At 69.0% G+C, this 25,229-nt stretch carries 22 protein-coding genes and 1 tRNA gene; 10 read left to right on the top strand and 13 right to left on the bottom strand.

The window, feature by feature from the left end:
• Positions 1 to 4 precede the first annotated feature (4 nt).
• Positions 5 to 1,255, bottom strand: coding sequence for an amino acid deaminase/aldolase (locus Aco03nite_RS33505; protein ID WP_373872651.1), 1,251 nt, complete (start codon positions 1,253 to 1,255; stop codon positions 5 to 7).
• Positions 1,256 to 1,320: 65 nt separating this feature from the next.
• On the opposite strand from Aco03nite_RS33505, the gene tmk reads away from it, so the two are divergent.
• Complete coding sequence (tmk, locus tag Aco03nite_RS33500) at positions 1,321 to 3,414, top strand: dTMP kinase (RefSeq protein WP_203802315.1); 2,094 nt, start codon at positions 1,321 to 1,323, stop codon at positions 3,412 to 3,414.
• Positions 3,415 to 3,421: 7 nt separating this feature from the next.
• On the opposite strand, the gene Aco03nite_RS33495 is transcribed toward tmk, so the two are convergent.
• Positions 3,422 to 4,669, bottom strand: coding sequence for an SGNH/GDSL hydrolase family protein (locus Aco03nite_RS33495; protein WP_203802314.1), 1,248 nt, complete (start codon positions 4,667 to 4,669; stop codon positions 3,422 to 3,424).
• 41 nt (positions 4,670 to 4,710) lie between these two features.
• Positions 4,711 to 5,910 carry a DNA polymerase III subunit delta' gene (locus Aco03nite_RS33490; protein ID WP_239145658.1) on the bottom strand — a complete coding sequence of 400 codons (1,200 nt, stop codon included), beginning with the start codon at positions 5,908 to 5,910 and terminating at the stop codon, positions 4,711 to 4,713.
• Between the two features lie 578 nt (positions 5,911 to 6,488).
• On the opposite strand from Aco03nite_RS33490, the gene Aco03nite_RS33485 reads away from it, so the two are divergent.
• The 3 genes from Aco03nite_RS33485 to Aco03nite_RS33475 all read left to right on the top strand — a co-directional run bounded on the left by Aco03nite_RS33485 (position 6,489) and on the right by Aco03nite_RS33475 (position 8,527).
• Complete coding sequence (locus Aco03nite_RS33485; protein ID WP_203802308.1) at positions 6,489 to 6,815, top strand: YbaB/EbfC family DNA-binding protein; 327 nt, start codon at positions 6,489 to 6,491, stop codon at positions 6,813 to 6,815.
• 1 nt (position 6,816) lies between these two features.
• Complete coding sequence (locus Aco03nite_RS33480; RefSeq protein WP_203802305.1) at positions 6,817 to 7,113, top strand: hypothetical protein; 297 nt, start codon at positions 6,817 to 6,819, stop codon at positions 7,111 to 7,113.
• 769 nt (positions 7,114 to 7,882) lie between these two features.
• The gene (locus Aco03nite_RS33475) at positions 7,883 to 8,527 is read left to right on the top strand and encodes a hypothetical protein (protein ID WP_203802302.1); all 645 of its coding nucleotides are present in this window, start codon (positions 7,883 to 7,885) and stop codon (positions 8,525 to 8,527) included.
• Between the two features lie 263 nt (positions 8,528 to 8,790).
• On the opposite strand, the gene Aco03nite_RS33470 is transcribed toward Aco03nite_RS33475, so the two are convergent.
• Positions 8,791 to 10,434, bottom strand: coding sequence for a hypothetical protein (locus tag Aco03nite_RS33470; protein ID WP_203802299.1), 1,644 nt, complete (start codon positions 10,432 to 10,434; stop codon positions 8,791 to 8,793).
• A 146-nt stretch (positions 10,435 to 10,580) separates the two neighbouring features.
• On the opposite strand from Aco03nite_RS33470, the gene Aco03nite_RS33465 reads away from it, so the two are divergent.
• Positions 10,581 to 11,426, top strand: a complete 846-nt coding sequence (locus Aco03nite_RS33465; protein ID WP_203802297.1) for a PSP1 domain-containing protein — start codon at positions 10,581 to 10,583, stop codon at positions 11,424 to 11,426.
• Between the two features lie 85 nt (positions 11,427 to 11,511).
• Here Aco03nite_RS33465 and Aco03nite_RS33460 read toward each other — a convergent pair whose 3' ends face one another.
• Positions 11,512 to 13,275 (bottom strand): metallophosphoesterase family protein, encoded by a 1,764-nt coding sequence (locus Aco03nite_RS33460; protein WP_203802295.1) that lies wholly within the window; start codon positions 13,273 to 13,275, stop codon positions 11,512 to 11,514.
• Positions 13,276 to 13,395: 120 nt separating this feature from the next.
• Between Aco03nite_RS33460 and Aco03nite_RS33455 the strand changes: the two genes are divergently transcribed.
• Positions 13,396 to 13,469, top strand: a tRNA-Thr gene (locus tag Aco03nite_RS33455).
• Between the two features lie 17 nt (positions 13,470 to 13,486).
• Here Aco03nite_RS33455 and Aco03nite_RS33450 read toward each other — a convergent pair.
• Both Aco03nite_RS33450 and Aco03nite_RS33445 read right to left on the bottom strand, forming a co-directional pair.
• A complete protein-coding gene (locus tag Aco03nite_RS33450; RefSeq protein WP_275415928.1) occupies positions 13,487 to 14,167 on the bottom strand; it encodes a tyrosine-type recombinase/integrase in 681 nt (226 codons plus the stop codon).
• 473 nt (positions 14,168 to 14,640) lie between these two features.
• Positions 14,641 to 15,828, bottom strand: a complete 1,188-nt coding sequence (locus tag Aco03nite_RS33445; protein WP_239145657.1) for an MFS transporter — start codon at positions 15,826 to 15,828, stop codon at positions 14,641 to 14,643.
• A gap of 60 nt (positions 15,829 to 15,888) precedes the next feature.
• Here Aco03nite_RS33445 and Aco03nite_RS33440 point away from each other — a divergent pair, with 60 nt between their 5' ends.
• Positions 15,889 to 17,028, top strand: coding sequence for a geranylgeranyl reductase family protein (locus Aco03nite_RS33440; RefSeq protein WP_239145656.1), 1,140 nt, complete (start codon positions 15,889 to 15,891; stop codon positions 17,026 to 17,028).
• A gap of 6 nt (positions 17,029 to 17,034) precedes the next feature.
• On the opposite strand, the gene Aco03nite_RS33435 is transcribed toward Aco03nite_RS33440, so the two are convergent.
• From Aco03nite_RS33435 to Aco03nite_RS33415, 5 genes are all read right to left on the bottom strand, one after another.
• Positions 17,035 to 17,556 (bottom strand): DUF6226 family protein, encoded by a 522-nt coding sequence (locus Aco03nite_RS33435; RefSeq protein ID WP_203802289.1) that lies wholly within the window; start codon positions 17,554 to 17,556, stop codon positions 17,035 to 17,037.
• A gap of 53 nt (positions 17,557 to 17,609) precedes the next feature.
• Positions 17,610 to 17,810 (bottom strand): DUF397 domain-containing protein, encoded by a 201-nt coding sequence (locus tag Aco03nite_RS33430; RefSeq protein WP_203802287.1) that lies wholly within the window; start codon positions 17,808 to 17,810, stop codon positions 17,610 to 17,612.
• 211 nt (positions 17,811 to 18,021) lie between these two features.
• Positions 18,022 to 18,216 carry a DUF397 domain-containing protein gene (locus tag Aco03nite_RS33425; protein WP_203802284.1) on the bottom strand — a complete coding sequence of 65 codons (195 nt, stop codon included), beginning with the start codon at positions 18,214 to 18,216 and terminating at the stop codon, positions 18,022 to 18,024.
• A 36-nt stretch (positions 18,217 to 18,252) separates the two neighbouring features.
• On the bottom strand, positions 18,253 to 19,155 hold the full coding sequence (locus tag Aco03nite_RS33420) for a helix-turn-helix domain-containing protein (protein ID WP_203802281.1): 903 nt from the start codon (positions 19,153 to 19,155) through the stop codon (positions 18,253 to 18,255).
• Positions 19,156 to 19,347: 192 nt separating this feature from the next.
• Complete coding sequence (locus tag Aco03nite_RS33415; RefSeq protein ID WP_203802278.1) at positions 19,348 to 19,785, bottom strand: DUF6232 family protein; 438 nt, start codon at positions 19,783 to 19,785, stop codon at positions 19,348 to 19,350.
• 379 nt (positions 19,786 to 20,164) lie between these two features.
• On the opposite strand from Aco03nite_RS33415, the gene Aco03nite_RS33410 reads away from it, so the two are divergent.
• Positions 20,165 to 20,623, top strand: a complete 459-nt coding sequence (locus tag Aco03nite_RS33410) for a DUF2231 domain-containing protein (RefSeq protein WP_203802277.1) — start codon at positions 20,165 to 20,167, stop codon at positions 20,621 to 20,623.
• A gap of 35 nt (positions 20,624 to 20,658) precedes the next feature.
• The gene (locus Aco03nite_RS33405) at positions 20,659 to 21,195 is read left to right on the top strand and encodes a type 1 glutamine amidotransferase domain-containing protein (protein ID WP_203802276.1); all 537 of its coding nucleotides are present in this window, start codon (positions 20,659 to 20,661) and stop codon (positions 21,193 to 21,195) included.
• 59 nt (positions 21,196 to 21,254) lie between these two features.
• Here Aco03nite_RS33405 and Aco03nite_RS33400 read toward each other — a convergent pair whose 3' ends face one another.
• Positions 21,255 to 22,328: an alkene reductase gene (locus tag Aco03nite_RS33400; protein ID WP_203802275.1), complete on the bottom strand. Its 1,074-nt coding sequence runs from the start codon at positions 22,326 to 22,328 to the stop codon at positions 21,255 to 21,257.
• Positions 22,329 to 22,432: 104 nt separating this feature from the next.
• Between Aco03nite_RS33400 and Aco03nite_RS33395 the strand changes: the two genes are divergently transcribed.
• Positions 22,433 to 22,801: a MerR family transcriptional regulator gene (locus Aco03nite_RS33395; RefSeq protein ID WP_203802274.1), complete on the top strand. Its 369-nt coding sequence runs from the start codon at positions 22,433 to 22,435 to the stop codon at positions 22,799 to 22,801.
• Positions 22,802 to 25,229: the final 2,428 nt, after the last annotated feature.

Below are 25,229 nucleotides of genomic sequence, written 5' to 3'. Positions count from 1 at the left end.
CGGGTCACCCCAGAAAGGCACGGCCTTCTCCGCGGTACGTGAGGGCCGGCGCGGCTGACTCGCCGTCGACCAGCTGCAGCTCGTTGACGTGTTCGCACAGCTCGCCGGCCTTGGCGTGCCGGAACCACACCCGGTCGCCGGGCCCCAGCTGGTCCGCGGCCGCGCCGACCAGCGGCGTCTGCACCTCGCCGGCGCCCTCGTCGGCCTTGAAACTCAGCCCCTCGGGCAGCCACGGTGTCGGCAGCCGGGACTTCTCCCCGGTGCCCGACGCGACCCAGCCGCCGCCCAGGACCGTGGCGATCCGCGGGGCCGGCCGGCGGACCACCGACATCGCGAAGAAGGCCGCCGGCGTGGGCCGCCAGTCGCGATAACCGTCGAACAGCGTCGGGCCGTAGAGGCCGGAACCCGCGGTCACCTCGGTGACCGCCGGATCGGCGCTGGTCGCGGCGACACTGCCGGTCCCGCCGCCGTTCACGAAATCCAGATCGGCGTGCTCCCGGACGGCACGTACCGCCGCCGCCCGGCGCTCCATCAACTCGGGCATGGCCCGCCGCTGCATCAGGCGGACCGCCCGGCCCCACACCGGCCGGCCGGGCGGGGCGTCGCCGACCCCGGCGATGTGCGCCTCGTAACACATCACGCCGGTCAGCCGGAACCCGTCCCGGGCGGCGATGGCCCGGGCCAGCTCACCGGCCTGGGCGGCCGAGTGGATGGGGGACCGGCGCACCCCGATGTACAGCGCGCCGGCCGGGCGCCAGGCGGCGTCGAGATCGACGCACAGCCGGAGAGCCGGGCGGCCGGCCGGGGGCACCACCCGGTCGATCAGGTCGAGATGCGACGGATCGTCCACCATCAGGGTGATTGCCGCGGCGAGTTCCTCGTCGGCGGCCAGCTCGGTGAGCGCGGCCCGGTCCACCGTGGGGTACGCCACCAGCACGTCGTCGGTCACCCCGGACCGGACCAGCCAGATCGCCTCGGGCAGCGTGTACGCCATCACCCCGTGCCAGCCGGGGCGGCTCAGGACCCGTTCCAGCAGTGCCCGGCAGCGGACCGACTTGCTCGCCACCCGCAGCGGCTTGCCGCCGGCACGCGTGGTCAGCCGGGCCGTGTTGTCGTCGAAAGCGGCCAGGTCGACCACCGCGACCGGGGTCTCCAGGTGGTCGGTCGCCTTGTCGAGTCGTTGTCGCAGGGAGCTGCGGTCGGGGAACACGCGAGCACGGTATCCCGTGAGATGGGTAACACGAAAGACATTCATCTCTGCCCCGCCCGATCGTGGCAGCCCCGCGCCTCGGGGGACGGCCGGTTACAGTGCTCCGAGCAGTGACCACGGGAGGTAGGGCCATCAGTACGGACAAGCAACAGGACCCGGGGCCCGTCGACCTCAACGGTGTGGCGGCGCTCCGCTCGGTGCTGCGCCTGCGTGGCTTCCGGCGGCTCTGGCTGGTGCTCGCCGCCGCCTCCTTCGGTGACTGGATCGGCATCCTGGCCACGGCGCTCTTCGCGTCCGCCCAGTTCGAGAACACCGCCGCCCAGGGCGCCGCGTTCGGTGGCACCATCGCCGTCCGCCTGCTCCCGGCCCTGGTCCTCGGCCCGATCGCGGGTGTCCTCGCCGACCGGTTCGACCGTCGCTACACGATGGTGATCGTCGACCTGCTGCGGTTCGTCATCTACGGCTCGATCCCGCTCGCCCCGGTCTTCGGCGCCTCCCCGGCCCAGACGGTGGCCTGGGCGACCATCGCCACCCTGATCGGCGAGGCGATCACACTGATCTGGATCCCGGCCAAGGAGGCCGCGGTCCCGAACCTGATCCCCAAGTCGCACATCGAGGTCTCCAACCAGCTCACCCTGGTCACCACGTACGGCATCACCCCGATCCTGGCCGCGCTGCTGCTCTCCGCGCTGACCGCCGGCCTGCAGCAGTCCGGGGTCGCCCTGCCAGACTGGGCACAGCCGGTGCAGATCGCCCTCTACATCAACGCGCTGTCCCGGCTGGCCACCGCGCTCGTCGTCTTCTTCGGCATCAAGGAGATCGGCGGCAAGAGCGAGGAACGGCTGAAGAACGCCGCCGAGCAGAGCATGACCCGGCAGTTCCTGGACGGGTGGAAGTACCTCGGCAGCACCCCGCTGGTCCGCGGCCTGGTCGTCGGCATCTTCGGCGCGTTCGCCGCCGGTGGCGTGGTGATCGGCGCGGCCCGTACCTTCGCCTACTCCCTGGGCGCCGGCGAAGCTGCGTTCTCCTTGCTCTTCGGCTTCATCTTCATGGGCCTGGCCCTCGGCATCGGCCTCGGCCCGATGATCGTCAAGGACCTGTCCCGGCGGCGCTGGTTCGGCATGAGCATCGTGCTGGCCAGCGGCTCGGTGATGTTCCTCGGCCTCGCCTTCCACCTGTCGATGGCCCTGGTCGGCGCGCTGCTGGTGGGCGCCGGCGCGGGCATGGCGTTCCTGGCCGGCACCACCCTGCTGTACGGCGAGATCGAGGACGCCGTCCGCGGCCGGGTCTTCGCGGTCGTGCAGATCGGCGTCCGGACCGTGCTGCTGCTGGCGATCACCGTGGCCGGCGTGCTGGTCGGCCTCGGCAGCTCCCGCCGGGTCGAGCTGGGCCCGCTCTCCTTCGACGTCTCGTCCACCCGGGTGCTGCTGCTGGTGGCCGGCGCGATCGGCATCTGGGTCGGCATCGGCAGCTTCCGCCAGATGGACGACAAGAAGGGTGTGCCGGTCCTCGCCGACCTGCTCGGCTCGCTGCGCGGCCGCCCGCTGTCGCCGCCCGAGGAGTTCGTCCGCTCCGGCGTCTTCGTGGTCTTCGAAGGTGGCGAGGGCGCGGGCAAGTCGACCCAGGTCACCCGGCTCGCCGAAGCACTCAAGGCGGAGGGCCGCGACGTCGTCGTCACCCGGGAACCCGGCGCCACCGACGTCGGCGCCCGGATCCGCGGGCTGCTGCTGAACGAGGCCGAGGCCCCGTCGGCCCGGGCCGAGGCGCTGCTCTACGCCGCCGACCGGGCCCACCACGTGGCCACCGTGGTCCGGCCCGCGCTCAGCCGGGGCGCGGTCGTGATCAGCGACCGCTACATCGACTCGTCACTCGCCTACCAGGGCGCCGGCCGGACCCTGCCGGTCCAGGAGATCTCCTGGCTGTCCGCGTGGGCCACCGGTGGTCTCAAGCCCGACCTGGTGGTCCTGCTCGACGTCGACCCGTCCGTCGGCCTGACCAGGGTGGACGCCCGGGGCGAGGGCGCCGACCGGCTGGAGAGCGAGTCGCGGGCCTTCCACGAGCGGGTCCGCTACGCCTTCCTCGACCTGGCCGCCTCCGACCCCAAGCGTTACCTGGTGCTGGACGCGTCCCGGCCACTGGACGAGATCGCGTCGACGGTCACCGGCCGGCTGTCCACCCTGCTCGACCCGGTCACGGTGCCCTGAACGGCGGTCATGCCGCCTTCTTGAACAGCTTCAGCGGGACGGCCGCCGCCATCGCGGCCATCCCGGCGTCGTTCGGGTGCAGGTGGTCGCCGCTGTCGAAAGCGGCGGCCAGGCGTTCCGGATCGGCCGGATCGAGCACCGCCCGGTCGAAATCGATCACCCCGTCGTACTCGCCGGACGTCCGGATCCACCGGTTCAGCGTCTGCCTCTTCGCGGCGTTCTCCGGGGTGTAGAAGCCGAGCGTGTCGCCCTTGAACGGCAGGATGGTCGCGCCGATCGCGGTGATGCCCTGCTGGTGCGCCCTGGTGATCAACTGACGGTGGCCCCAGATCAGGTCTTCGGCGGAGACCACCTCGTCCAGCGGCGCGATCGTGCCCGGATGACCGAGATCGTTCACCCCGAGCAGGACGACCAGATGACTGGCGCCGGGTTGGGCCAGCACGTCCCGGTCGAAACGGCGCGGGGCGCTGTGCCCGAACCACGCCGCGAACTCCTCGGCCGGATCACCCGCCGGCGGATTCGGGTCGTGCAACAGCCGGTTACCGGAGATGCCGACGTTCGCCACGCCCAGGTCGATCCCGGCCTTCCGGAACCGGGCCGCCAGCAGGTCCGGCCAGCGATGATTGGCGTTCGTCTCGGTGTTCGCGCCGTTGGTGATCGAGTCGCCGAGCGTGACGACAGTGCCGCTACCCCTCGTGCTGACGCTGACCCCACTCAGGAACAGGTACTGGGTGATCGTCGCGGTCGGCTCGATGTGCGGGGACGCGGTCACGTTGCCCGCCGCGATCAGGTTCTCCTGGAACGCGAAGGCGGCCACGGTGGTCACCGGCGTGCGGTCCGGCAGGTGCAGGCTGACCACCAGGTCGGCGCCGCCGGGCACCGGCAAGGCGATCGGGTCACTGGTCAGAGCAGTTCCCGCCGGTACGGTCACCGAGCCCCGTCCGCCGAAAGTGACCCGCCGGTCGTTGCTGGTTCCGGTGCCTTTCCGGAGCGCCGCTCGCACCTCACCGATCCGCAGTGGGGTCTCGCCGAACTCGTTGGTCAACCGCAGGCGGACCTGGTCACCGCCGAGGCTGAGATGCGCCACCTGGCGGACGGTCTGATCGGACAGGATCAGCGGATCGCCCGGCGGGATGGTGGTGGGGGCGGCCGACCACGTACCGAACCAATCGCTCTTGACCTTTTTCGGCAGATGGCCCGTTGCCGCGATCGCCGCGCCGGACGCCACGGCCAGGATCTCGCGTCTTGTCGACATGGCCCTCAGGCTACTGCTTATCCATGTCTATCGATATGGTTTCAGCCCCGCCACAGGGTGACCATCATGGCTTCCAGCGCCACCTGCGGTTTCACGTTGCGGTCGATCGAGTCGCGGCAGGCCAGCACCGCCTCCAGCCGTCGCAGCGTGCTCTCCGGTGTCCACTTCTCAGCCGCCGCGGTCGTCACCGGCGCCAGGTCGCCGTGCACCATCGCCACCGGCGCCCGCATCGTGGTGACCAGCACATCCCGGTAGAAACCGATCAGATCCTGCAGAGCCCGGTCGATCGCGTCCCGCTGCGCCCGGGTGGCCCGCGCCTTCTGCGCCCGCTCCAGCTCCTTCAACTGCCCGGCCGCCCCGCGCATCGCCGACGTCGCGCCCCGGCCGGTGCCGCCCGCGCCCAGCGCCCGCTCCAGCGCGGCCCGCTCCGTCGAATCCAGCTCGGCGACCGCGTTCGCCGCCTCCAGCTTGGTGGCCGCCTCCAGTTTCACGGCCGCCTCGAAACACGCCCCGATGTTGGTCAGCCGGCGCGGCACCCCCAGCACGTCGTCACGCCGCGACCGGGACTCCGGATCCGCCGCCAGCTGCCGGGCCCGCTCCACGTCACCCTGCGCGGCCGCCGCCGCCCAGCCGGCCTGCTCCGGATCCATGCCGTGCCGGTGCACCAGGAACTCGCCGAGCGCCGCCGCCGACGGCTGGATCAGCGACACCACCCGGCAGCGCGACCGGATCGTCACCATGATGTCGTCCGGATGCACCGACGGCGTGCACAGCAGGAACACGGTCCGCGGCGACGGCTCCTCGATCGCCTTCAGCAGCGCGTTGCTGGCCCGCTCCCCGAGCCGGTCGGCGTCCTCCACGATGACCACCTGCCACCGGCTGCCGGACGGGGCACTGGCCGCCCGCAGCACCAGCAGCCGGGTCTCCTTGACCCCGATGCTCAGCCCCTCGGTGGCGACCACGTGCACGTCCGCATGCGTGCCGACCAGCGCGGTGTGACACCCGTGACACTCGCCGCAGCCGGTACCGTCCCGCTCGCACTGCAAGGCGGCGGCGAACGCCCGGGCAGCCACGGTGCGCCGTGCCCCCGGCGGCCCGGTGAAGATCCAGGCGTGCGTCATCCCGCCCCCCGGATCGGCTTCCCCAGCCATGACCCGAGCGGCCGAGGCAGCGGCCCGACGCAGAACCCGCACCGGCTCGTCCTGCCCCACAAGTTCCGAAAACACGCCCTGGACACTCACCGAGCCATTATCTCCCTGGGGTCCGAGACCCCAGACCCCGCGTCACGGCCACTCCCGGCCGTCGGTGGTCAGCCTCAACCCGCCCGCGGTCTCGCCAACTCCCGGTTTCAGCCAGCCGCGGTGTTGCCCACCTCGCGGTCCGGCCTTGGCTGGTGCTCCCGGCCCGTTCCCGTCTGCCTTTTCATCGGGCCTACTCGTCCTTGCCTGCCCTCACCCTCCTGGCTCCCGTCACTTTTAGCCCCTGTCCGCGCTGCTTCGTCTCCGTCTCGCCGTCTGTCCGTCGCCTCGGCCTCGCTGTCTTTTCTTCGGCGTTCGCCCTTGCCCTCGCTCTTTGCCTCGTCCCTCGCCCGTTCCTTGTCCTCGCCGGGTTGCCGGCTCGGGCGGTTCCGGTTCGGATTTGCCACGCGAAGTTTGTTTTGATCACTACGGGTCACCTTTTATGGCGATCTATGTGACGGCGGGTGTTGGTGGGCGAAGTTATCCACAGGGGACTGACGGCCGTAGCGGGACGGTGACCGGAGCGGGTACGGTCTCAACCCGGAACGCGACGGTGGCATGACGCGCGGTGAGGAGCCTGAATGGCCCGCGAGATCGACGAGGCGTGGATCGACGAGGCGATCGACCGATATCGGCGCATCGAGGAGTTGCAGGCCGACTTCGGTGCGGCGGTGGCCGTCCACACCGTGTCGGTGCATTCGCCGGACCAGTCGATCGAGGTGATCGTGACCGCCGCGGGAGACATCGTGGACATCAAGATGCACGGCGGCCTGCGCCATCGCGAGTCGGCCGAGTTCGCCCGGGAGATGCGTGCCGTGGTGACCAGCGCGGCCGAGGCCGCCCGCTGGGCCAGGGAGAAACTGCACGGTGAGGTGTTCGGATCATTCCGCACCCTGGAAGGACACTGACGTGGATCGACTCGCCGACCAGATCGACCATGCCGCCAAGGCACTGGCCACGGTGGACCGCCGCGTCCCAGAGCTGGTCCCGATGGCGGCCGACTTCGGCGCCGCCGACGCCGGCCGCCCGGGGCGGATCGGGCGGGCCCTGTTCGCCGGCTGGTCCGCGGTCCTGGCGGCCCGGGGCAGAGAGGCCGCCGACGCCTCGTCGCACCTGGCCGAGATGGCGAGGTCCGTCCGGGTCAGCGCCCACACCTACGCCGAAACCGACGACCTGGTCCGCCGCCGCTTCCAGGGAACCCTCTGATGCCCCACGCCGGTCCGGCCTTACTGGTTCCGGTGCGACAGACCCCACGGGGCTGCGGCGTGGCCCCGCTGTCGCAGACCCCGCAGGGCTGCGGCGTGGCCCCCCTGTCGCAGACCCCGCGGAGCTGCGTCATGGCCCCGGCGGTGCTCGACGGTTTCCGGACCGAGGCCACATACAGCGCGGCCGGTCGCGACATCTCGATGCACAGCGACGTCACCGGTGAGCGCCCTTTGTCCGGCCGGCGCCGGCCACCACCTGGACCTCGCCTCGTACCCACGAGGTCTGCCACACCGGATCTGGTCGATCGGCAGCGTCCGTGTCCACCTCGGCCGCCTCGGCGCCGACCCTGGCCTCGCCACGTTTCCGGCGCCTCGGGCCTCCCGGCAGCGTGCCTGTCCGCTGCGGCGACGCATTCGCCAGAGATCGTCGATGGGCTGCCGGGGAACGTTCTGCCGCAGCCGTCGGGCGGTGATGTCACGGGCGACCACCCGCGTACCGTTGGCGGGCAAGTGTTCGGTCGCCGCCCGAGGGCTGTTGATGAGCGGGTGCCTGATCGGCATCCGCGGGCTTCAGCCGGGCAGATGTCCGGTCGCCGAGCGCCTGGTCGCAACCCCCGCGCTGTCGGCGAGCGGTGGCTCGGCCGTCGTGCGCCGGCCGCCGGGGTGTGGATGATCAGGTTGCCGTCTGCCGTGGTCGGTGGATGGGTGTCGAGGCGTTTTCCGCTCGGGGTCGGCGGATCGGTGATGGGCTGCCTTCTGCGAGGAATGTGATGGATCGGCTCGATCAGCTGTTGACCGTGACGAACCCGCTGCTCAGCCGGGTTGACGATGTGCTCTCGACGATCGGTGCGCCCGGTGGGCACGACGTCTGGACCGAACTACGACGGGTGCGACTACTGCCCGGTGACGCCGCTCGTGCGGTTGCCGGGCTACGGCCGACGGCCATTCTGGAGTCGGTTCCCGAGTTGCGGGCCGATGCCCAGGCCTACGCCGACCTGGCCGGTGCGCTGCCACCACCGGGGGAGTGGTCCGGTGAAGCTGCCGATGCCTACGAGCAGGCGAGACGTAACGCGGCTGCCCGGCTGCACGGCGGCCCGGACAGCCTCGGCCAACGGATGGAGGCGACCGCCGATCTGGCCGACGCCCTCACCGACTGGATGCTCGGTGCCCGCGCCGACCTGGCGGAATCCCTGGCCGAGGTCTGCCTGACCACCGAGGCCCTGACCCTCATCGGCAGTGCCCATCCGCCTGATCAGGCGCCGTCCCCGGGGGTCAGCGCGCGCCCGCCTGACCAGGAGGCCACCGCCGCCGCGGCCATCGGCGCGATTCTGCTGCGTACGGTCGCCGACAGCTACGACCGTGCCGAGGACCTGCTCGGCGACTACACGTTCCTGCAGAACCCGTTACCGGTCTGACCCGCAGAACTGTCCGCCAAGGGATCGTGGAAAGCGCGATCCCTTGGCTGCCGGGCCACTATTCACACCGGGTTGCGGCATTCAGGTAGACCGGTATGTCCGAAGTGGTGCATGACGTATTCGTTGCCATGGCACCGGACGAGTGAATCTGCGAAGAATTCCGAAGACCACAGCCCGGCCAAGGCCGGCGACCGGCGACCGGCGACCGGCGACCGGCGACCGGCCGCCGGCCGCCGGTGTGCGTCCCGCTCCTGGCGTCGGCGTCAGGACTGCTGGCGCCGACGGCGGCGGGAGGTGACGACAACAGCGCCGACACCGCCGAGGATCAAGGCAGCTCCGGCGATCACCAGGGAGATCGCGCGCGGACCGGTGAGCGGAAGACCGGTAGCAGGATCGACGGCGGTGTCCGGACCGGACACGAAGTCGGGACCGGCGCCGAGGTCAGTTCCGGCCCCGGGGCCAGCGCCGACCCCGGGACCAGCACCGGCACCCGTCCCGGAACCCAAACCGAAGCCCGGCCGCTCCGTGCCACCACCGGGAAGGTCGTCGCCGAGCTGATCCCCACCACCGCCGGGGCGGCCGCCATCCATGCCGGGCCGGTCCACCCCGACACCGGGCCGGTCCACGCCGGCACCGGGACCATCGGCGCCAGGACCAGGACGATCCGTGCCGGTGCCGGGGCGGCCCGCTCCGGCACCGGCGGTGCGGGCCGGAGCGACAGCCGCCGCCTGCAGCATCCCGATCCCCAGGTCGGCGACCACTGCGGACGGTTTGCTGTCCGGGTTGTCGTCGTTGCGGAGGACCGTCACCCGAATCGCGGTGACCGCCGCCGCGATCGCCTCACCGTCGGTGGCCTGACGTACCGAGCCCAGAGAGATCCGCATCAGAGATCCACTGTTCCCATCGGGGATCGGAGTGTTCTCGGTTCGGCTCAACACGGGCAGTCCCGGAACGCTCGGCACCGGCAGTCCGCCGATCGGAACAAGCGGTGCCGGAGCCGATTCCAACGGCCGCATTTCGTCACTCAAAGTGATGTCAACATGCTCACCCGCAGTATCCAACTGGGCCTTCTTGCCACCACCGGTGGTGACCTCCACGACCGCTGGCTGGTAGTCGACCCGGCTCTTGCCACCCGCACTGACCGTGAGCAGTGGCGCCCTTAGAACCCGGATCCGCACCTCGTTGTCGACCAGATTGATTCGCCCGGCGTTCATGGTCGCCGTGGCCACGGTCTGCGAGATCCCGGCCCGTTGCCGCAGCGCGGTGGCGCTCCGGCTGGAGATCTTCTCGGGCACCCGGACCATCGCCCCGCTTCCCCCACCGGTGAGCGTGAACTGGCTGATCTCCGCGGCGGAGCTGGACACCTCACGCTCCCCGGCACCACAGTTCATCGCCGCGTTCCACACCGCGCGGGCGTGCAGTGCCCCGGTGCCGACGCTGACCGGCCCGTACTCCTTGGCCCCGGTCTGCCGCCCACTCGCCTTGGACTGGGTGGGCGGGGCCTGCTGCACGGCCAGTTCGTTACGCGCCGTGGTTCCGGCGACCTTGCCCTGGAGTACCCGGGCGGCCCCGGCGGAGCTGATCGGCGCTCCGGCGATGAGCACACTGCGGGTGTTGCCCAGCCCGACGTCCCCGACCGGTTCCCGGGACGCCGCACCGGCGGACTCCTCGTCAGGTCGGCCCTGGTCCCCCGTACCGGCGGAGGGAATTTTGGTTCTTGAATCGGCGATGCGGCCGGACGGTGCCAGGTCGAGCTTGTCGATGCGGAGCAGTTCCGACCCGGATTGGGCGGCGTAGCGTTCCGGCCGTGCGCATCCGGGTGCGGCGACGGCGGGCAGGGGAGCGGCCAGCGGGCCCGCGAACCCGAGCGCTACGACACTGGCGGCCATTGACCGGGCGGATGCCATGGCAGGTCCTCTCAAGCCGGGGGTGCTTACGGGACTGGCCAACGAGGGTCGATAGAGACGGTTTCGCGGCATCTATGCGACAACCCTCGCGGGTAGGTCAAAACCGGCATTTGGTACGGCTTGCCTGCCGTCGTACTGTTGATCGCATGGGCATGCTGTGCGCGGTCAGTTTCAACCGGTACGGCCGCCTCTACTACCTCGATCCCGCCGGATTCACCCCGGCCGTCGGCGACCGCGTGCTGGTCCCGACCGACGACGGTCCCGAGGTGGCGGAGTGCGTCTGGGCACCGCAGTGGGTCGAGGAGGACACCTCCGGCTTCCCCAAGGTCGTCGGGCTGGCCGACGACACCGATCTGCGCCGTGACGAGACGCTGCGCAAACGCAAGGCCGAGGCCAAGGTCGCCGCCAAGAAGCTGATCAAGGCGCACAACCTGCCGATGAAGGTCGTCGCCGTCGATCACGTGCTCGACCCGACCGGCGGCAACAGCGCCCGCACCACGATCTACTTCACCGCACCGAACCGGGTCGACTTCCGCTCCCTGGTCCGCGACCTCGGTGCGACCCTGCACTGCCGGGTCGAGCTGCGCCAGCTCTCCGCCCGCGACTCGGCCCGCGTCCAGGGCGGCATCGGCTCGTGCGGCCGCGACCTGTGCTGCGCCACGTTCCTGACCGACTTCGAGCCGGTCACCATCCGCATGGCGAAGGACCAGGACCTCCCGCTCAACCCGCTGCGTATCTCCGGGGCGTGCGGCCGCCTGATGTGCTGCCTGAAGTATGAACACCCCCTCTACCAGGCGTTCCAGGCGTCAGCGCCGGCCGTCGGCTCCCGGGTCACGACTCCGGAAGGTGACGGCCGCGTGGTCGCGCACAGTGTTCCCAAGGACTCGGTGGTGGTCCGGCTCGACGCCGACGGCTCCCGGTGTTCCTGCAGCCGGGCCTCGGTCTGCGCGCCCCGCCAGGCCCACGACGCCCACTACCAGACCGATATCTAGTACGAGCCGATCACAGTCCCGTCCGGTCCCCGCGAGCGATGCGCGGCCCGGGACCGACTCGCGGCCGCCGGGCCGGACGCGGTGGTCACCGCACTTCGAAAGCCGGCTCCACCCGGTGCACGACGAGTGGTTTCTCCGGCCGCACCCAGGACGAGTGCGGATCACCGTCCGGGTCGGCGGCCCACTCGTGACAGACCGTGCCGATCCCGATCGGATGGATCGTCAGGGTGCCGTCGGCGGCGATGTGCAAACGCAGGAAACTCTTTGCCTCCTCGATGCCCTGCCCGGCGTACAACTCGTTCAGATTGACGTCGAACCGGGCCGCGACCAGCAGATACAGCGAGAGCAACTGGGTAGCGAGGACCGCGATCAGCGGACCGTAGAGGATCGCCGCCACGGCCAGCGGCCCCGGCCACGGCCAGTCCCGGAACGGCAGGTGCAGCCACGCCCACGTACCGAGCACAGCCAGCCCGATCTGGGTGAACCCGTGTGACACCCCGAACACCAGATGCCTGGCGTTGCCCTCCGGCTTCGCGAACAGAACCGTCCCCGCCATGATCAGCACCAGCATCAGGACCAGCGGGATGCTGAACAGCCGCTGGACGGTGCCGCCCTGACTGGCCGCGCCGGCCATCGCCAGCATGGTCAGCGTGTGGATGATGCCGAGCAGGGTGGCGAACCCGGCGTTGCGGCGCGGCACCCGGCGGAAGACCCCCCACCCCATCCGGTTCGACTCGGCGGTGTCCGGATAGGTGGCCTTCCGGTCGTACCGCCGACTGCGGCTGGAACTGCGACTCAGCGACGCCTCCGGCGGAACCGTCAGGTGATCGGGCAGGTTCTGGGTGCCCAGCGTGTACGCCCCGCCGCCACCACAGGTGATCAGCTCCCGGTCGTCGCCGGAGAAACGCGCGTAGTGGTGCAGGTCGCCGGAGACGAGAACCCGCACCCGGGCCTGGGTGGGCCCGAGGATCGTCCGGATGAAGTAGTCCACCGCGTCGTACGCGTGCGGATTCTCCCGCGCCTTCACCCACGTCGGCGACGGCGTCATCAGGATCACCCGGTCGTCCGGCCCGACCTTCTCGGCGGCCTTCTCGAAATACAGCAACTGCGGGTCGTCGATGTACGCCCCGAACTGCTCGTCCACCGCGAACACCCACCAGTTCCCGGGCAGCTTGATCGCGAAATACGACCGCCGCTGCCCGGTCCGCCACCCGCCGATGTGGCCGTCCTTGCGCCGGGCGAACAGCCGCAGGAACGCGGTCAGCCCGTCGTACCAGTCATGGTTGCCGGGCAGCGCGTAGAGCGTGGGCCGGGGCGTGCCCGCCGGAGCTTCCGGCAACGCCGCGCGGTAGGGCCCCTTCATCCGGTTCTCGTAGTCGTCGCCGCTCGCCACCGGATAGACCTGATCGCCGCCCATCAGCAGCAGCCGCCCCCGGGGCAGCAGCTCCCCGTCAACCTCCAGCGACTCCTGGGACAGCAGATAGGCCACCGAGTAGGTGGCGTCGAACCCGTCCCCCAGGTCGGCCACATAGTCCACCCAGATGTCCCCGGTAGCGGTGGCCGAGTGATCGAAGACGTCGTCGTCGAGCGCGTTCTGCAGCTCACGTTTGTCCAGGTAGGCCCCGAAGAGGATGTGCAGCAGAGTCCGCAGCCCGGTACTGAGCAGCAGCAGCGGCGCGAGCCAGCCGATCGGCCCTTTCCGCTCGAACCCCAGCTCCTGCGGATCGAGGCTGCGCGGTCGGCTACGCCCACCGGCTCCCGACTCGGCAGGCTTGCCCGGAGAGGCCTCCGGAGGCGCGCCAGGCACGGCATCCGACGGTGTGGATCGTTGCGGGGGAACGATGGCCATCGACACATCCTCCGTCACACCCGTCACACTAGCCACGGGGTACGACACCAGACCTACCCGGATGATGAAGCACCCGTCGATGCCGTAGACTGGACAGGTCGCCGCGTACGCAGCGACACTGCCGCCTTAGCTCAGTCGGCTAGAGCGACGCACTCGTAATGCGTAGGTCGACGGTTCGATTCCGTCAGGCGGCTCGTTGAGAAAGCCCAGGTCAATGACCTGGGCTTCTTCTTTTGAATAGGTCGACGACGTTGCTCGGGGCGGCCTCGGTCCGCAAATAGTCCGCATGGCCCGTAGCGGCCCGGTCGAGCCTGTCGGCGACCTGGTCCAGGTCTTCCTCGAAGAGGTCCGCGTACACGTCGAGCATCATGGCCGCTGAGGCGTGCCCGAGCATCCGCTGGACCGCTTTGACGTTGGCCCCGGCTGCCACGGCGAGGAACGCCGCTGTGTGCCGCAGATAGTGCGGAGTCAGTCCGGTCAAGCCCAGCGATTCCGCCGCCGGTGTGAAGGTCCGGAACCGGAAGTTCGTGTTCCGCAGCGGCCCGCCGTTCGGCGCGGTGAACAGGAGCGCGTCTTTGGACTTGCCGGCTACTTGGGCGGTCAGAGCGTCGACGAGAAACCGCGGAATCGGCACCGATCGCCGCTGGTGATTCTTCGGTGTGCCCTCGATCAGTTGGCCGCGCACTTCGCTGAACGCCACTGCCACGGTGACCCGGCGCCGCACAAGGTTGAGCCGACTCACCCGTAGTGCCGACATCTCACCCCACCGCAGGCCGGTGCACGCCAGGAACCGCACCAGCAGTCCATAGGGTTCGCACGCGTCCGCCAGCGCCGACACTTGGGCGTGGTCGAGGAACCGGTTCCTCCCGCAGCACCCGAGGTAGCCGCACACCGTCGGCCGGGTTCCGGGGGATCCGGCCGTCCCGAAGAGCGTGACCCAGGATCATCGAGAAGACCCGGTGCGCGTATCGGACGGTTGCCGGGGCGAGGCCCGTGCCGAAGGACAGCGTCCGGGAACCAAGCAGGACAGCGTCATGCCGGTCAACCAGAGCCGGTAACGAAGCGGGGTGGTCACCCTGCAAGCCTCAAGCCTCAACAAGGTCGAGAGTCAAGCGCGGCCCGAAGAACGCAGCCTGGAGAGGGCGAGGCGGAGAGCGTGAGGCGGAGAGCGCGGCCCTGAGAGGGCGGGCCGGAGAAAGCGTCTCGGAAAGCGCAGACCGGCAGAGCGCAGACCCCGGGAAAGCTGGAGGCCCGGCTCCCCCCGAAAGCCGGACCTTCCACAACGCCGACGAACCAGCGGATCAACCCCACCGGATCGATGGGTCGTACTCTGCCGGGCCTGCCTTAACTTCCGCTGTAACTTCCCTATACGTGACCGGCGCGCCGGTCGGGCTCGCGCAGTGCCGGGGTCAGGGCGATCGACAGCACCAGCAGCATCGCCACCGCCAGCAGGCCTTTCGAGACCGTGAAGTGGTCGCCGAGGAAGCCGATCAGGGGTGGGCCGCCCAGGAAGGCGCAGTATCCGATCGACGCGACCACCCCGACCCGGGCGGGTGCCTTGACCGGGTCGTCGGCGGCGGCGCTCATGCCGACCGGGAAGCCGAGTGAGGCGCCGAGCCCCCACAGCAGCGCCCCGGCGAAGGCGATCGGCGCGGACGGCCCGAAGACGAAGACGAGCAGCCCGGCCAGGCCGGTGACGGCGAGGATCCGGAGCACCATGACCCGGCCGTACCGGTCGAGCAGGTTGGGCCCGTACCACCGGCCGACCGTCATGGCGGCCAGGAACAGGGCGAAGCCGAGGGTGCCGGTGGACGCCGTGGTGCCGTGGTCGTCGATCAGGGCGATGCTGATCCAGTCGATGCCGGCGCCTTCGGTGAGCGCGAAGGAGAGCACGAACAGGCCGATGAGCAGGGTGCGCGGCTCGGTCCAGGCGGCCAGGGCGCGCGGTTTGTCGGATTCTGCGGCGTTGTCGGTGGCCTCGTCGGTGATGAACCACCGGACGGCGGGCACGACCGCGACCGCCACCAGGATGCAGGCGGCCACCACGTGCACGGTGACCGGGACGCCGAGCTTGACGGCGCCCGCGCCGGCCAGGGCGCCGGCGACCGTGCCGACGCTGTACCCGGCGTGGAAACGGGACATGATCGACCGGCCGAGACGGCGTTCCACCACCGCTGCCTGCACGTTCATGGCTACGTCCCAGGCGCCGGTGGCGAAGCCGTAGACGTACAGCGCGATCACCACCGGGAGGACGCCGTAGTTGTAGCCGATCGCGACGCCGGACAGCGCCGCGGTGAGCACGACGGCGCCGGTGGCGACCACCAGCCGGGAGCCGAACCGCCCGACCAGGTGCCCGGCGAGCGGCAGCGACGTGACCGATCCGGCGGCGATGGCGAGCAGCACCAGGCCGAGTTCGGCCGGGGTGAGCCCGAGTTGGTCGCGGATCTGCGGGATGCGGGCCGCGAAGCTGGCCATGGCGATGCCGAGGAAGATGAAGGTGACGTAGACGGCCCGGGTGGAGGCCCGGACGCCGGCCTGCTGGATGGTGCTCAAAGGGTGACCCCGTGTGATCGTGAGAGCGTTTTCTCTGCTCACCGTACCTAAAATGTGGAGGTGCGCCAGAGCCTGGATTGCGACGTAGCGGTGGTCGGAGCGGGCCCCGCGGGGCTGTCCGCGGCACATGCGGCGGCTACCGCCGGGGCCCGGGTGATCGTGCTGGAGCGGGCCGAGCATCCCCGGTACAAGACGTGCGGTGGTGGTCTGCTCGGCACCTCGATGCGGTTGAGCGTGCCGACCGTGGAGGTGCCCGCGCGGGACCGGATCCACGCGGTGACGTTCACCCACGACGGCCGCCGGCCGTTCACCCGGCTGTCGCCGGACGAGCCGGTGGTGACGATGGTCCGGCGGTCCGATTTCGATCAGGCTTGGTGCCGGGCCGCGGTTCAAGCCGGCGCGGCGGTACGCGAGAACACGCTCGTCCGCGCGGTGAACCAGGACGATCGTACGGCGACGGTGGTTCTCGCCTGTGGAAGTTCGGTCACCGCAAGCGTGGTGATCGGGGCGGACGGTTCGGCCGGAGTGACCGCCCGGCACGTGGGTGTCACCTTCGACCAGCAGGATCTGGGGCTGGAGGTGGAACTGGCCGCGACGAGCGCCGATCAGGCCCGCTGGCGGGGCCGGCTGCTTGTCGACTGGGGTCGGGTGCCCGGTTCGTACGGCTGGCTGTTCCCGAAGGAGGACCAGCTCACCGTCGGTGTGATCATGGAGCGGGGCCGCGCCGCGGAGACGAAGCGCTACCTGCGGGACTTCGTCGCCCGGCTGGGCCTGTCCGGTCGCCGGGTGCTGCGGGACTCCGGCCATCTGACCCGCTGCCGCAGCCTCGGCGCCCCGGTGCGCCGCGGCCGGGTGCTGGTCGCCGGGGATGCCGCCGGCCTGCTGGAACCGTGGACCCGGGAGGGCATCAGCTACGCGCTGCGGTCCGGGAAGTGGGCCGGCACGGTTGCCGCCCGACACGACGATCTCGCTGAGTACGACCGGTTGATCGCCACCGGGCTGTCTCCGGAGATGGCGGCCGGCCGGCGTCTGCTCGGGCTCTTCGGCCGCCATCCCGGACTGGTGCATGCCCTGATGGCGAGCCCGCCGGGGTGGCGGGTCTTCGCGGCGTTCTGCCGGGGCGAGGTCTCGCTGGCCCGGGTGCTGCGCCACCGCGCCGTCCGTGCCGCGGTGACGCTGTTGTCCGCACCGGGTCGTTGAGTCCGATCAGCGGCAGCGGTACTGCCAGGGGGCCCACTGCACGGGGGCCGCGAACCCCTCCCGCCGGGCGTCTCTGGCCCCGGCTGCGGAGAGCGGCCCCTCCTGATCGACCTTCACGCCGGCCCCGATCAGCCTGGTCTCGAACCAGGACCCACTCAACCCGCGGCGTACGCGTTCCCACAGTCCGCCTTCGATCAGGGCGTCGGTGTGGATCCGCAGCCGCTCGGCCGCGATCTTCGGGTCCTCGTCGCAGGTGTCACAGGGGCAGGCCGGCAGCGACTCCGCCCACCACCGGCCGAGGCGCAGCCGGAGTCCGGAGTCGGTGAACTGCACCGCCAGCGGTGCGGCGGTGGGCATGCGGGGGATGAGCCGGACGGTTCGTGCGAGCGCTTCGTCGAGCCCGAACGGTTCCTTGTTCTCCCGGCGCTCCACCTGGTAGCGCTCGGCGAGATCGTCCAGCAGGGTGTCGGCCGCCTCGTTCAGAAGGCCGAAGCGGTCGTTTCCGGTGGTGTCGGATGTGCCGTCCACCTTTGCAGTATGCCGCGCTCGGCCCGCGACATCACGCTGCTCCGGGGGAAGACTCATACGGACCGGAATTCGCCGTCCTTGACTCCGGCCAGGAAGCTGTCCCACTCCTTCCTGGTGAAGGCGAGGATGGCGCCGTCGGATACCTTGGAGTCACGGACCAGAACCCGTTCCGCGACACGGGCCACCTCGACGCAGGTACCCGTGGAGCAACGTCTGCTCCGGCGCCAGTGCGTCTCTTCCGTCGGTTTGATCATTTGTGCACCTCCGTGACGGTTCGAATCCACGGTATGCGAGTGAGCCGGAACCGACCGGGTGCAAACATGAATGAAAAAGAGAAAATGCCGCTTAACCCACTCATTGTGAGTTATGCGGCGTTAATTTAATACTATAAAACTGTTTTGCGAGTATTCTTGACCGGCCCGCTCTGGTCGTTCGCGATCTCGCAGAGCGGGCGGGCCCACGTCTTTAGAAGCGGAACTCGCCCGCGGCCACGCCCTGCACGAAGGCGTCCCACTCGTCCTTGGTGAAGGAGAGCGCGGCGACCTCGGGGTTCTTCGAGTCGCGGATCAGGTACTGGTCTTCGACCTTCGCGACCTCGACACAGGTCGACGTTCCGCAGCGGCTGCTCTTACGCCACGCGGGCACGTTCATCTGTTCCATCGGGAACCTCTCGACAATTGTTAGGTAATTAGCGATTCAATGCTTCCGGCGCGCCCGGTCCGTAACCGTTCGCTCCAGCTCTTTGATCTGTGCGTCGATGAATTGAATTGTGTCCTCCTCATCAGCGGCGTCATTCCAGACCCGGTCGTAGCGCGCGTGGTGTTTCGCGGTCACGAGCTGGTCTTCGATCATCTCGTCGCCCACACCGGTCTCCCGGTACAACGCCTCGCCGCCGCTCATCTTCAGCAGGTCGAAACTGGCGTTGTTGGTCACCGAGACGTCGAGCGTGAAGGGCACCATCCGAATCCGGACGATCCCGGAGGAGACATGAGTCTTGAGGTCACGCAGTTGGTCGGCGAAGACCGAGGGGCCGCCGACGGTCCGGCGCAACACGGACTCGTCGACCAGGTGCAGCATCTGCACGTCGCCGGTCCGGGCCAGCAGTGCCTCCCGGCGACGCATTCGCGTGTCGACTCGCTTGGTGCGTTGTTCCTCGGACAGGTCTTCCTCGTACCGGGACATCAGCGCGGTCGCGTAATCGTGCGTCTGCACCTGGCCCGGTATGTAGTAGACGGAGTACGAGCGAATTTGTGTGGCCTCGGCTTCGTACTCAATTAGTTTACGCAGGTCATCAGTGAGCGCGGTGTGGAAATCGGCGGCCTGATACCACGGTTTCCGGGATCGGGAGCGGGCAATGCGGGTGGCCGCGAGGAGACCGGCGACCACGCTCTTGTCCCGGATGCCGAGCAGGATCAGCACGGACCGCAGATCGTTGGCGGAGATGGAGACATCCCCGTTCTCGATCCGGATCACCTTGCTGGTCGACCACTCCATCTCTTCGGCGACCTGATTTTGGGTGAGACCGGCCGACTCACGCGCTTCACGAAGCGCGAGTCGCACGCGCCGGCGCGCGATGGTCGGCGAGTCACCCTCGGTCATGAGTCCTTCATCGTCGAAGTAATGGTGACGTACAGTAATCACTCAACATCATTCTGCCACCTCGCTGACTGACAGCTGGCAGTCAGCGAGGTCGCGGACATCCTAGCTACTGTCCTATCAGAACGACGGGCCGGAGGTGGGGTTTTGACGCAAGCCGCGATCTCACCCTGGTGAAGCGCGAAGGACCGCAGCTCAGGCGGCAGCCAGGCCGTACCCCCACGGTGTTCGCCGGGTGTCCTCCATGGCCCTGCGCAACGCTCGGCTCACCTGATTGAAGACCCGCGCGTCGGGTGACGAGTAGAGCACCACGGCGGCTCCCCGGTACTGCGCGTGGAGCTCCCAGCGGCCCGGCTCGCGCCACACCATGACTACGCCGGGTATAGCGAGACCGAGAAAGACGAGGATGTAGACCAACGGATCGGGCAGCAGGGCCCAGCCGGCGGCCGCGGCCGCGAGGGCGACCACCGCGAAGGCGGGAGCGTAGGGACGGATGCGAGCCGGAGCCTGGACGAGACCGACGTTGTGCAGATCCGTGATGGCGAAGACCAGGGGTGCGGTGCGGGGATGCCAGACGAACTGATCGTCGGACACCAGAGCGTCCGGCCCGCGATAGTAGATCCGTGTGCGCATGGCGAACTCCTCTTCGCTGTTTCTTGCGAGGAGGGACGGAATGGGACCACCATTGGCGCGAGAGACCCATCCCCGCCTCGCTCGAGCCACAACGAACGAAGACGCAGAGGCGGACAACGGCACCCGTTTGCCGCCGGGTGCCGTTGTTTGTCTCTCCCTCCGACTCCGCCCTTTGTTGCCCTACAAGCAGTGAAGCACGCCACCCAGCAGCTCGCCACCACTCAAACTGCCATGTTGCAGATTGCGTACAAGCTGTGCGACGTTGGCATGGTGGTCCATCGGCGATCGCCGTGGTGTTTGTCCCCGGAACGGACCGGGTAGGCCAACGTCGCCAAGCTGATTCGAATCTGCGTTTGCGCAGGTGGGAAGGCGAAACCTGATGGAAAGCCGATTGAACGTCGCCGGACAGGCGGTGCAGCCCATCCTGGTGATGTTCCCTCTCGGGCTCTTCGCCATGGCCGTCCTGTTCGACATGGCGGACTTGCTGGGCGGGCCTAACATCCTCGGAGCTCTGGCCTACTGGAACGTGGTGGCCGGACTGGTCTGCGGTGCCCTGGTCACCGTCGCGATCGCGGTGGACGTGATGTTCGCGCGTGGCTCACGGGACCGTCGTCTCGGCGTACTCCGCAGTCTCTTGAACGTGGGTGTGCTGGTGATCTTCGCCGTCATCGCGATGCTCCGCGTCCAGGCGCCGGACCGGGTCGTCAGTGGGGGGCTGTTCTTCATCGAGCTGCTGGCCCTGGCCGTCGCCGGATTCGGTGCCTGGTTCGGTGGCGAGGTCGCCAACGGGCGGGCTCCGGCGTTTGCCCGCGCCGTCGCCGGGAACCGGAACTACTGACGGACATTCCCCGACAAGCCCCGAAGGAGACGGCCATGACCGCGTCGCTGACCGGAAAGCGAGTCGCCTTCCTGGCGGCCGACGGTGTCGAGGAGATCGAGTACACCGAGCCCCGCAAGGCCGTCGAGGCGGCCGGCGGCACGGCCGAACTGGTCTCCCTGGACACCGGCGAGATCCAGGCGCTGAACCACCTGGACAAGGCCGGCACCTACCAGGTGGACAAGACCGTGCGGACCGCGAAAGCCACCGAGTACGACGCCCTCGTCCTGCCCGGCGGAGTGGCCAATCCCGACTTCCTGCGCGCCGACGCGGACGCGGTCCGGTTCGTCCGGGACTTCGTCGCCGCCGGGAAACCGGTGGCGGCCATCTGCCACGCCCCGTGGACGCTTGTCGAGGCCGGTGTCCTCGACGGCCGGACCGTGACCAGCTGGCCCAGCCTGCGCACCGACCTGGCGAACGCCGGCGCGACATGGGTGGACGAGGAGGTCTTCGTGGACGACCACCTGATCACCAGTCGCAAGCCGGACGACCTGCCCGCGTTCTGCAAGGCCCTGCTGGAGCAGCTGGCCTAGTTCCGCGGGCGCACCGACACACGGAACCCCGGGTCAACGGCGACCCGGGGTTCCGTGTGTCAGGCCGCGTACCGGTGCGCCGGGTAGGTCAGATACCCCTGGTCGCCGCCCTGGTAGAAGGTCGCCGCGTCCACCGGCGCCAGCGGCACCCCGGTCCGCAGACGCTCCACCAGGTCCGGGTTCGCGATGAACGCCCGCCCGAAACTGATCAGCTCCGCGCCCAGCCCGAGCCAGTGGTCCGCCTCCACACGGCCGGCCTGTTTCGGTCCCATGGGCAGGACCGGGTTCATGATGAGTACGCCCGGCCAGTTCTTGCGCAGACCCAGCAGCACGTCCTCGTCGGCGGTCGCCTCCACATGCACGTAGGCGATGTCGAGCCGGGCCAGCTCGGTCAGCAACGCCTCGTACAGAGCCGGGACCTCGCTCTCCTCGACACCCCAGAACACCCCTCCGGGGGACAACCGGATGCCGGTACGGGCGGCGCCGACCGCGTCGACAGTCGCTTCCACGGCCTCGACCGCGAACCGGATCCGATTCGCCACCGAACCGCCGTAGCCGTCGGTGCGCAGGTTGGCGTTGCTGGAGAGGAACTGCGAGATCAGGTATCCGTTGGCGCCGTGCAGCTCCACCCCGTCGAACCCGGCGTCGACCGCACGACGGGCCGCGTCACCGTACGACCGGGCCTGCTCCGGAATCTCGGCCGTGTCCAGCGCCCGGGGCACCGGCGCCGGCTGCGGCCCGGACGGGGTGAAGACGTCCCCGGTAGCGGCGACCGCCGACGGCCCGACCGGGACCAGCCCCGTGGTCTCCGGATGCGAGACCCGGCCGCCGTGCATCAGCTGGGCGAAGATCCGGCCGCCGTTGACGTGAACGGCATCGGTCACCTGCCGCCACGAGGCGGTCTGCTCATCGGTGTGCAGCCCCGGGGTTCCCGGGTTGGACTGTCCGAGAAGGCTCGGCTGAACACCCTCCGAGACGATCAGGCCGGCGGTGGCCCGCTGCGCGTAGTAGGCGGCCATCGAAGCGGTCGCGACTCCGCCGGCGCCGGCCCGGACCCGGGTCATCGGGGCCATCACGATCCGGTTGGGAAGCGCCAGTTCGCCGAGCCGGAAGCCACTGAAAAGCTGCGACATATCAGGATCCTCCACGATCCGTCGGGTCAGGTGCGGCTACGCTAAAACCTGACGTCGACGTCAGAGGCAAGGCTTGAGGGCCGGGTCACACAGGGGAGGCACACGTGCGCATCGGAGATCTAGCCGCAAAGACCGGCGTCAGTGTCCGGGCCATCCGCTACTACGAGGAGCAGGGCCTGCTGACGAGCGTCCGAAGCCCCAGCGGCCAACGCCACTACACGGACGACCAGGTGGAGAGGATCGCGTTCATCCAGCGCCTGTACACCGCGGGAATCTCCAGCCGGACGATCGCCGAGCTGCTCCCGTGCGTGGAGTCCCCGAGCGAGGAGAACTCCGACGCGGCAATGGAACGCATGCGCCTCGAACGAGACCGCTTGACCGAGCACATCGCCGAACTGCAGCGAACTCGAGACGCCCTGGACCGCCTGATGTCAGTAGCAGCCGACTTCCGCGAGACTCTGGCCGTCCATTAAAACCCTGATGCCTGACCCGGTTCCGTCAATGGTCTGCCGGTGTGCGCTCCGCGGGCTGTCGCGGCGGAAAACCGAGATACGCCCTGACGAACCGCTGCTGCTCGTCCATCGAGACGACCTGATCCGCCGGGGCGGCATCGAGCAGATCGACGACCTCGAAAGATTCCCCGGTTCCGGTCCGGCGGCCCTCGGTGAGTACGTATCCCTGCCGACCGTCCGGGAACTGCCTCAGTTGCCACGTTCATCCGCGCCCCTTGGCAGCACAGCCGCAGCTCAGAGACTTCCATCCGGACCGTATCTCGGTCAGCGCAACCAGAAGGTCGTCACCGACGGCAAGGCCGAACGTCTCGCCCCCGGCCACCGCAGTGATCCGACCCGTAGCACCGAGCCGATCAACCGCCTCCAGAAGCCGCCCCTCAACCACTGGCACCCACTTTCCACTCAGTGTCAGTCGATCACACGAGGGACAGGATGCCTCGGCAGGCAGTCGGCGCACCGCGGGATCGTCGGGGACGACTCGCCCGGTGAAGATTGCCAGCACCGCTACCAGGGAGAGATCGCCCGTCACCTATTCGAGGCAGGTGGAGGTCCATCCAGTCGAACCGACCGACTACCCCGTTGATGTAGAGGAGCGAGTCGTGGCGTCGGAGGTGAGCGCCTACCGCGGCACTCGAGCTGTTGCTGACGATGGCGACTAGGCGGCCTGAACCGAGCGCCGTTCGGAGCACGTCAAAACACCGTCCGATCGGCCCGAAGCACGATTACCACTAATGGCGGACACTGCTCGACCTGGCGAAGGTGAAGCAGGAGCGGCTCTCGCGGCATGGCGTGCACATCGGCCGGCCTACCTCCTGCACCCTCGCTGATCATGATGGATGTGTCGATCGAGGTGGTGCAGGAGATCCTCGGCCATTCGGATGCCCGGATCACCCGCGGGTATGCCCACGTGACGAGCGAGATGGCAAGGTCGGCTACAGCACGTACAGGTAAGGCGCGGTTCGAGATCGGGTCTACACCCTGTCGTACACCCTGAAGGATTCCGGAAACGGCAAAAGGGCTGTTCAGCGACCGGGAAGCCGGGTCTGACCAGCCCTTTTGGATTGGAGCCGCCTGACGGAATCGAACCGTCGACCTACGTACTACGAGACCAACAGCGACCGTTGATCTAGCTGCGTGGTGTGCGCACTTGTCGCGATCATCCTGGCCATCGTTGCCTGGGCGGTACCCACAATGTCGGCACGGCCCCTGAGCTGCCTAAGGTTACTGATTGGATTCAGGCCTGGGGCGGCGTGGGTGGGGTGTTTGCCGGCCTAGCTGCAGCTAGCGCTGCCGCTCTTCTCCTTATGTTTGAACGCAACCGAGCCGATACAGCCGGGCGTCAGTTGGCGGACGAGCGTGCTGAAGCAGCGCTGAACGTCGCACGCGCTGGGGTCGTGACTGATGCCAGGTTCGGCGGGTACGGAGGCGACGAGGAACCTCACATCAACGATATCCATAACTATGGGTCCAGCCCGCTCCGGAACGTGGTCGCTGTCGTCAGCCTGCCCACGAGTGGGAACTATGTGATCCAAGCTTACGAAGTCATGGGTCCAGGCGAAGAACAGCAAGTCCAGAAGAAACTCAAGGCGGCCGTGCGTGTTGCACCCCCTTGGAAGTTTCGCGCCGAGAAGGCTCCGGTTGCCGTCTGTTTCATCGACCACGCCAATCAGGCTTGGCAGAGAACAAGCGGCGGAGGGGTTACGCGGACGACGATGCTGTATCCGCTCGTCACCCGTGCTGAGGGTGTTGACGATGCTTCCGGAGAGCCGTCGTGGCTGTTCGGTGGTCGCGAGCGGAGCCACTCCTCCTTCGTTACTGGACAAGCGAAGTCGGCTGGGCCGGCCGATGCCGGCAGGACGGATCCATGCCGGCGCGGCCCGCCTGCGGGTCGCCTTGATCCAGAACAGAGCGATTCGGCGACCCCAAGCGTTCGTGCGGCGACTGCCAAGTAGACCCCACGCTGCCAGGACGGTGCTCGCGCAGGATCTCTGACCTGCAACTTGATGGTCTCGCGGGCCACGCCGTGGCGCTCGGCCAGATCTGGGTGAGATCTGTCGGCTGGCGCGGCGTGGTGGCGGTGGTCATGAGGATGCGGTGTAAGTGGTGAAAGCGGTTCGGGTCTTTCCCGGTGGCCGTTCGGGTGGGGGTGGGCGGCTGGGCGGGCGGAACTTCGCACTGTGGCTGGAAACGACCGGCGGGCTGGGACACACTTCTAAGCCGGGACGACGAAACGTACCCGTTCGTTCGTGGAGAGCTTCGCGAGGAGTCGCGGAGGGCTTCGCGGAGAGATCTGGATAGATGTGGGGGATAGGGGACTCATGCGTCAGTCGCTCGTTCGTCGGGGGGCCTCGGCGGCTCTGGCTCTTGTCGCGGGGCTCGGCACGCTTGG

The organism is Actinoplanes couchii (genome assembly GCF_016862075.1).
Classification (GTDB): Bacteria; Actinomycetota; Actinomycetes; order Mycobacteriales; family Micromonosporaceae; genus Actinoplanes; species Actinoplanes couchii.
Note: the sequence above shows the minus strand (reverse complement) of the source record. Positions and strands in the feature narration are given on the sequence as shown.

Coding starts and splice junctions, on each gene's coding strand:
- Aco03nite_RS33405 (WP_203802276.1), top strand. CDS start 20,659: ATGACCGCGTCGCTGACCGGAAAGCGAGTCGCCTTCCTGGCGGCCGAC.
- Aco03nite_RS33415 (WP_203802278.1), bottom strand. CDS start 19,785: ATGCGCACACGGATCTACTATCGCGGGCCGGACGCTCTGGTGTCCGAC.
- Aco03nite_RS33460 (WP_203802295.1), bottom strand. CDS start 13,275: ATGGCCATCGTTCCCCCGCAACGATCCACACCGTCGGATGCCGTGCCT.
- Aco03nite_RS33410 (WP_203802277.1), top strand. CDS start 20,165: ATGGAAAGCCGATTGAACGTCGCCGGACAGGCGGTGCAGCCCATCCTG.
- Aco03nite_RS33475 (WP_203802302.1), top strand. CDS start 7,883: ATGGATCGGCTCGATCAGCTGTTGACCGTGACGAACCCGCTGCTCAGC.
- Aco03nite_RS33400 (WP_203802275.1), bottom strand. CDS start 22,328: ATGTCGCAGCTTTTCAGTGGCTTCCGGCTCGGCGAACTGGCGCTTCCC.
- Aco03nite_RS33420 (WP_203802281.1), bottom strand. CDS start 19,155: ATGACCGAGGGTGACTCGCCGACCATCGCGCGCCGGCGCGTGCGACTC.
- Aco03nite_RS33430 (WP_203802287.1), bottom strand. CDS start 17,810: ATGATCAAACCGACGGAAGAGACGCACTGGCGCCGGAGCAGACGTTGC.
- Aco03nite_RS33485 (WP_203802308.1), top strand. CDS start 6,489: ATGGCCCGCGAGATCGACGAGGCGTGGATCGACGAGGCGATCGACCGA.
- Aco03nite_RS33495 (WP_203802314.1), bottom strand. CDS start 4,669: ATGTCGACAAGACGCGAGATCCTGGCCGTGGCGTCCGGCGCGGCGATC.
- Aco03nite_RS33465 (WP_203802297.1), top strand. CDS start 10,581: ATGGGCATGCTGTGCGCGGTCAGTTTCAACCGGTACGGCCGCCTCTAC.
- Aco03nite_RS33470 (WP_203802299.1), bottom strand. CDS start 10,434: ATGGCATCCGCCCGGTCAATGGCCGCCAGTGTCGTAGCGCTCGGGTTC.
- Aco03nite_RS33505 (WP_373872651.1), bottom strand. CDS start 1,255: ATGAATGTCTTTCGTGTTACCCATCTCACGGGATACCGTGCTCGCGTG.
- Aco03nite_RS33425 (WP_203802284.1), bottom strand. CDS start 18,216: ATGGAACAGATGAACGTGCCCGCGTGGCGTAAGAGCAGCCGCTGCGGA.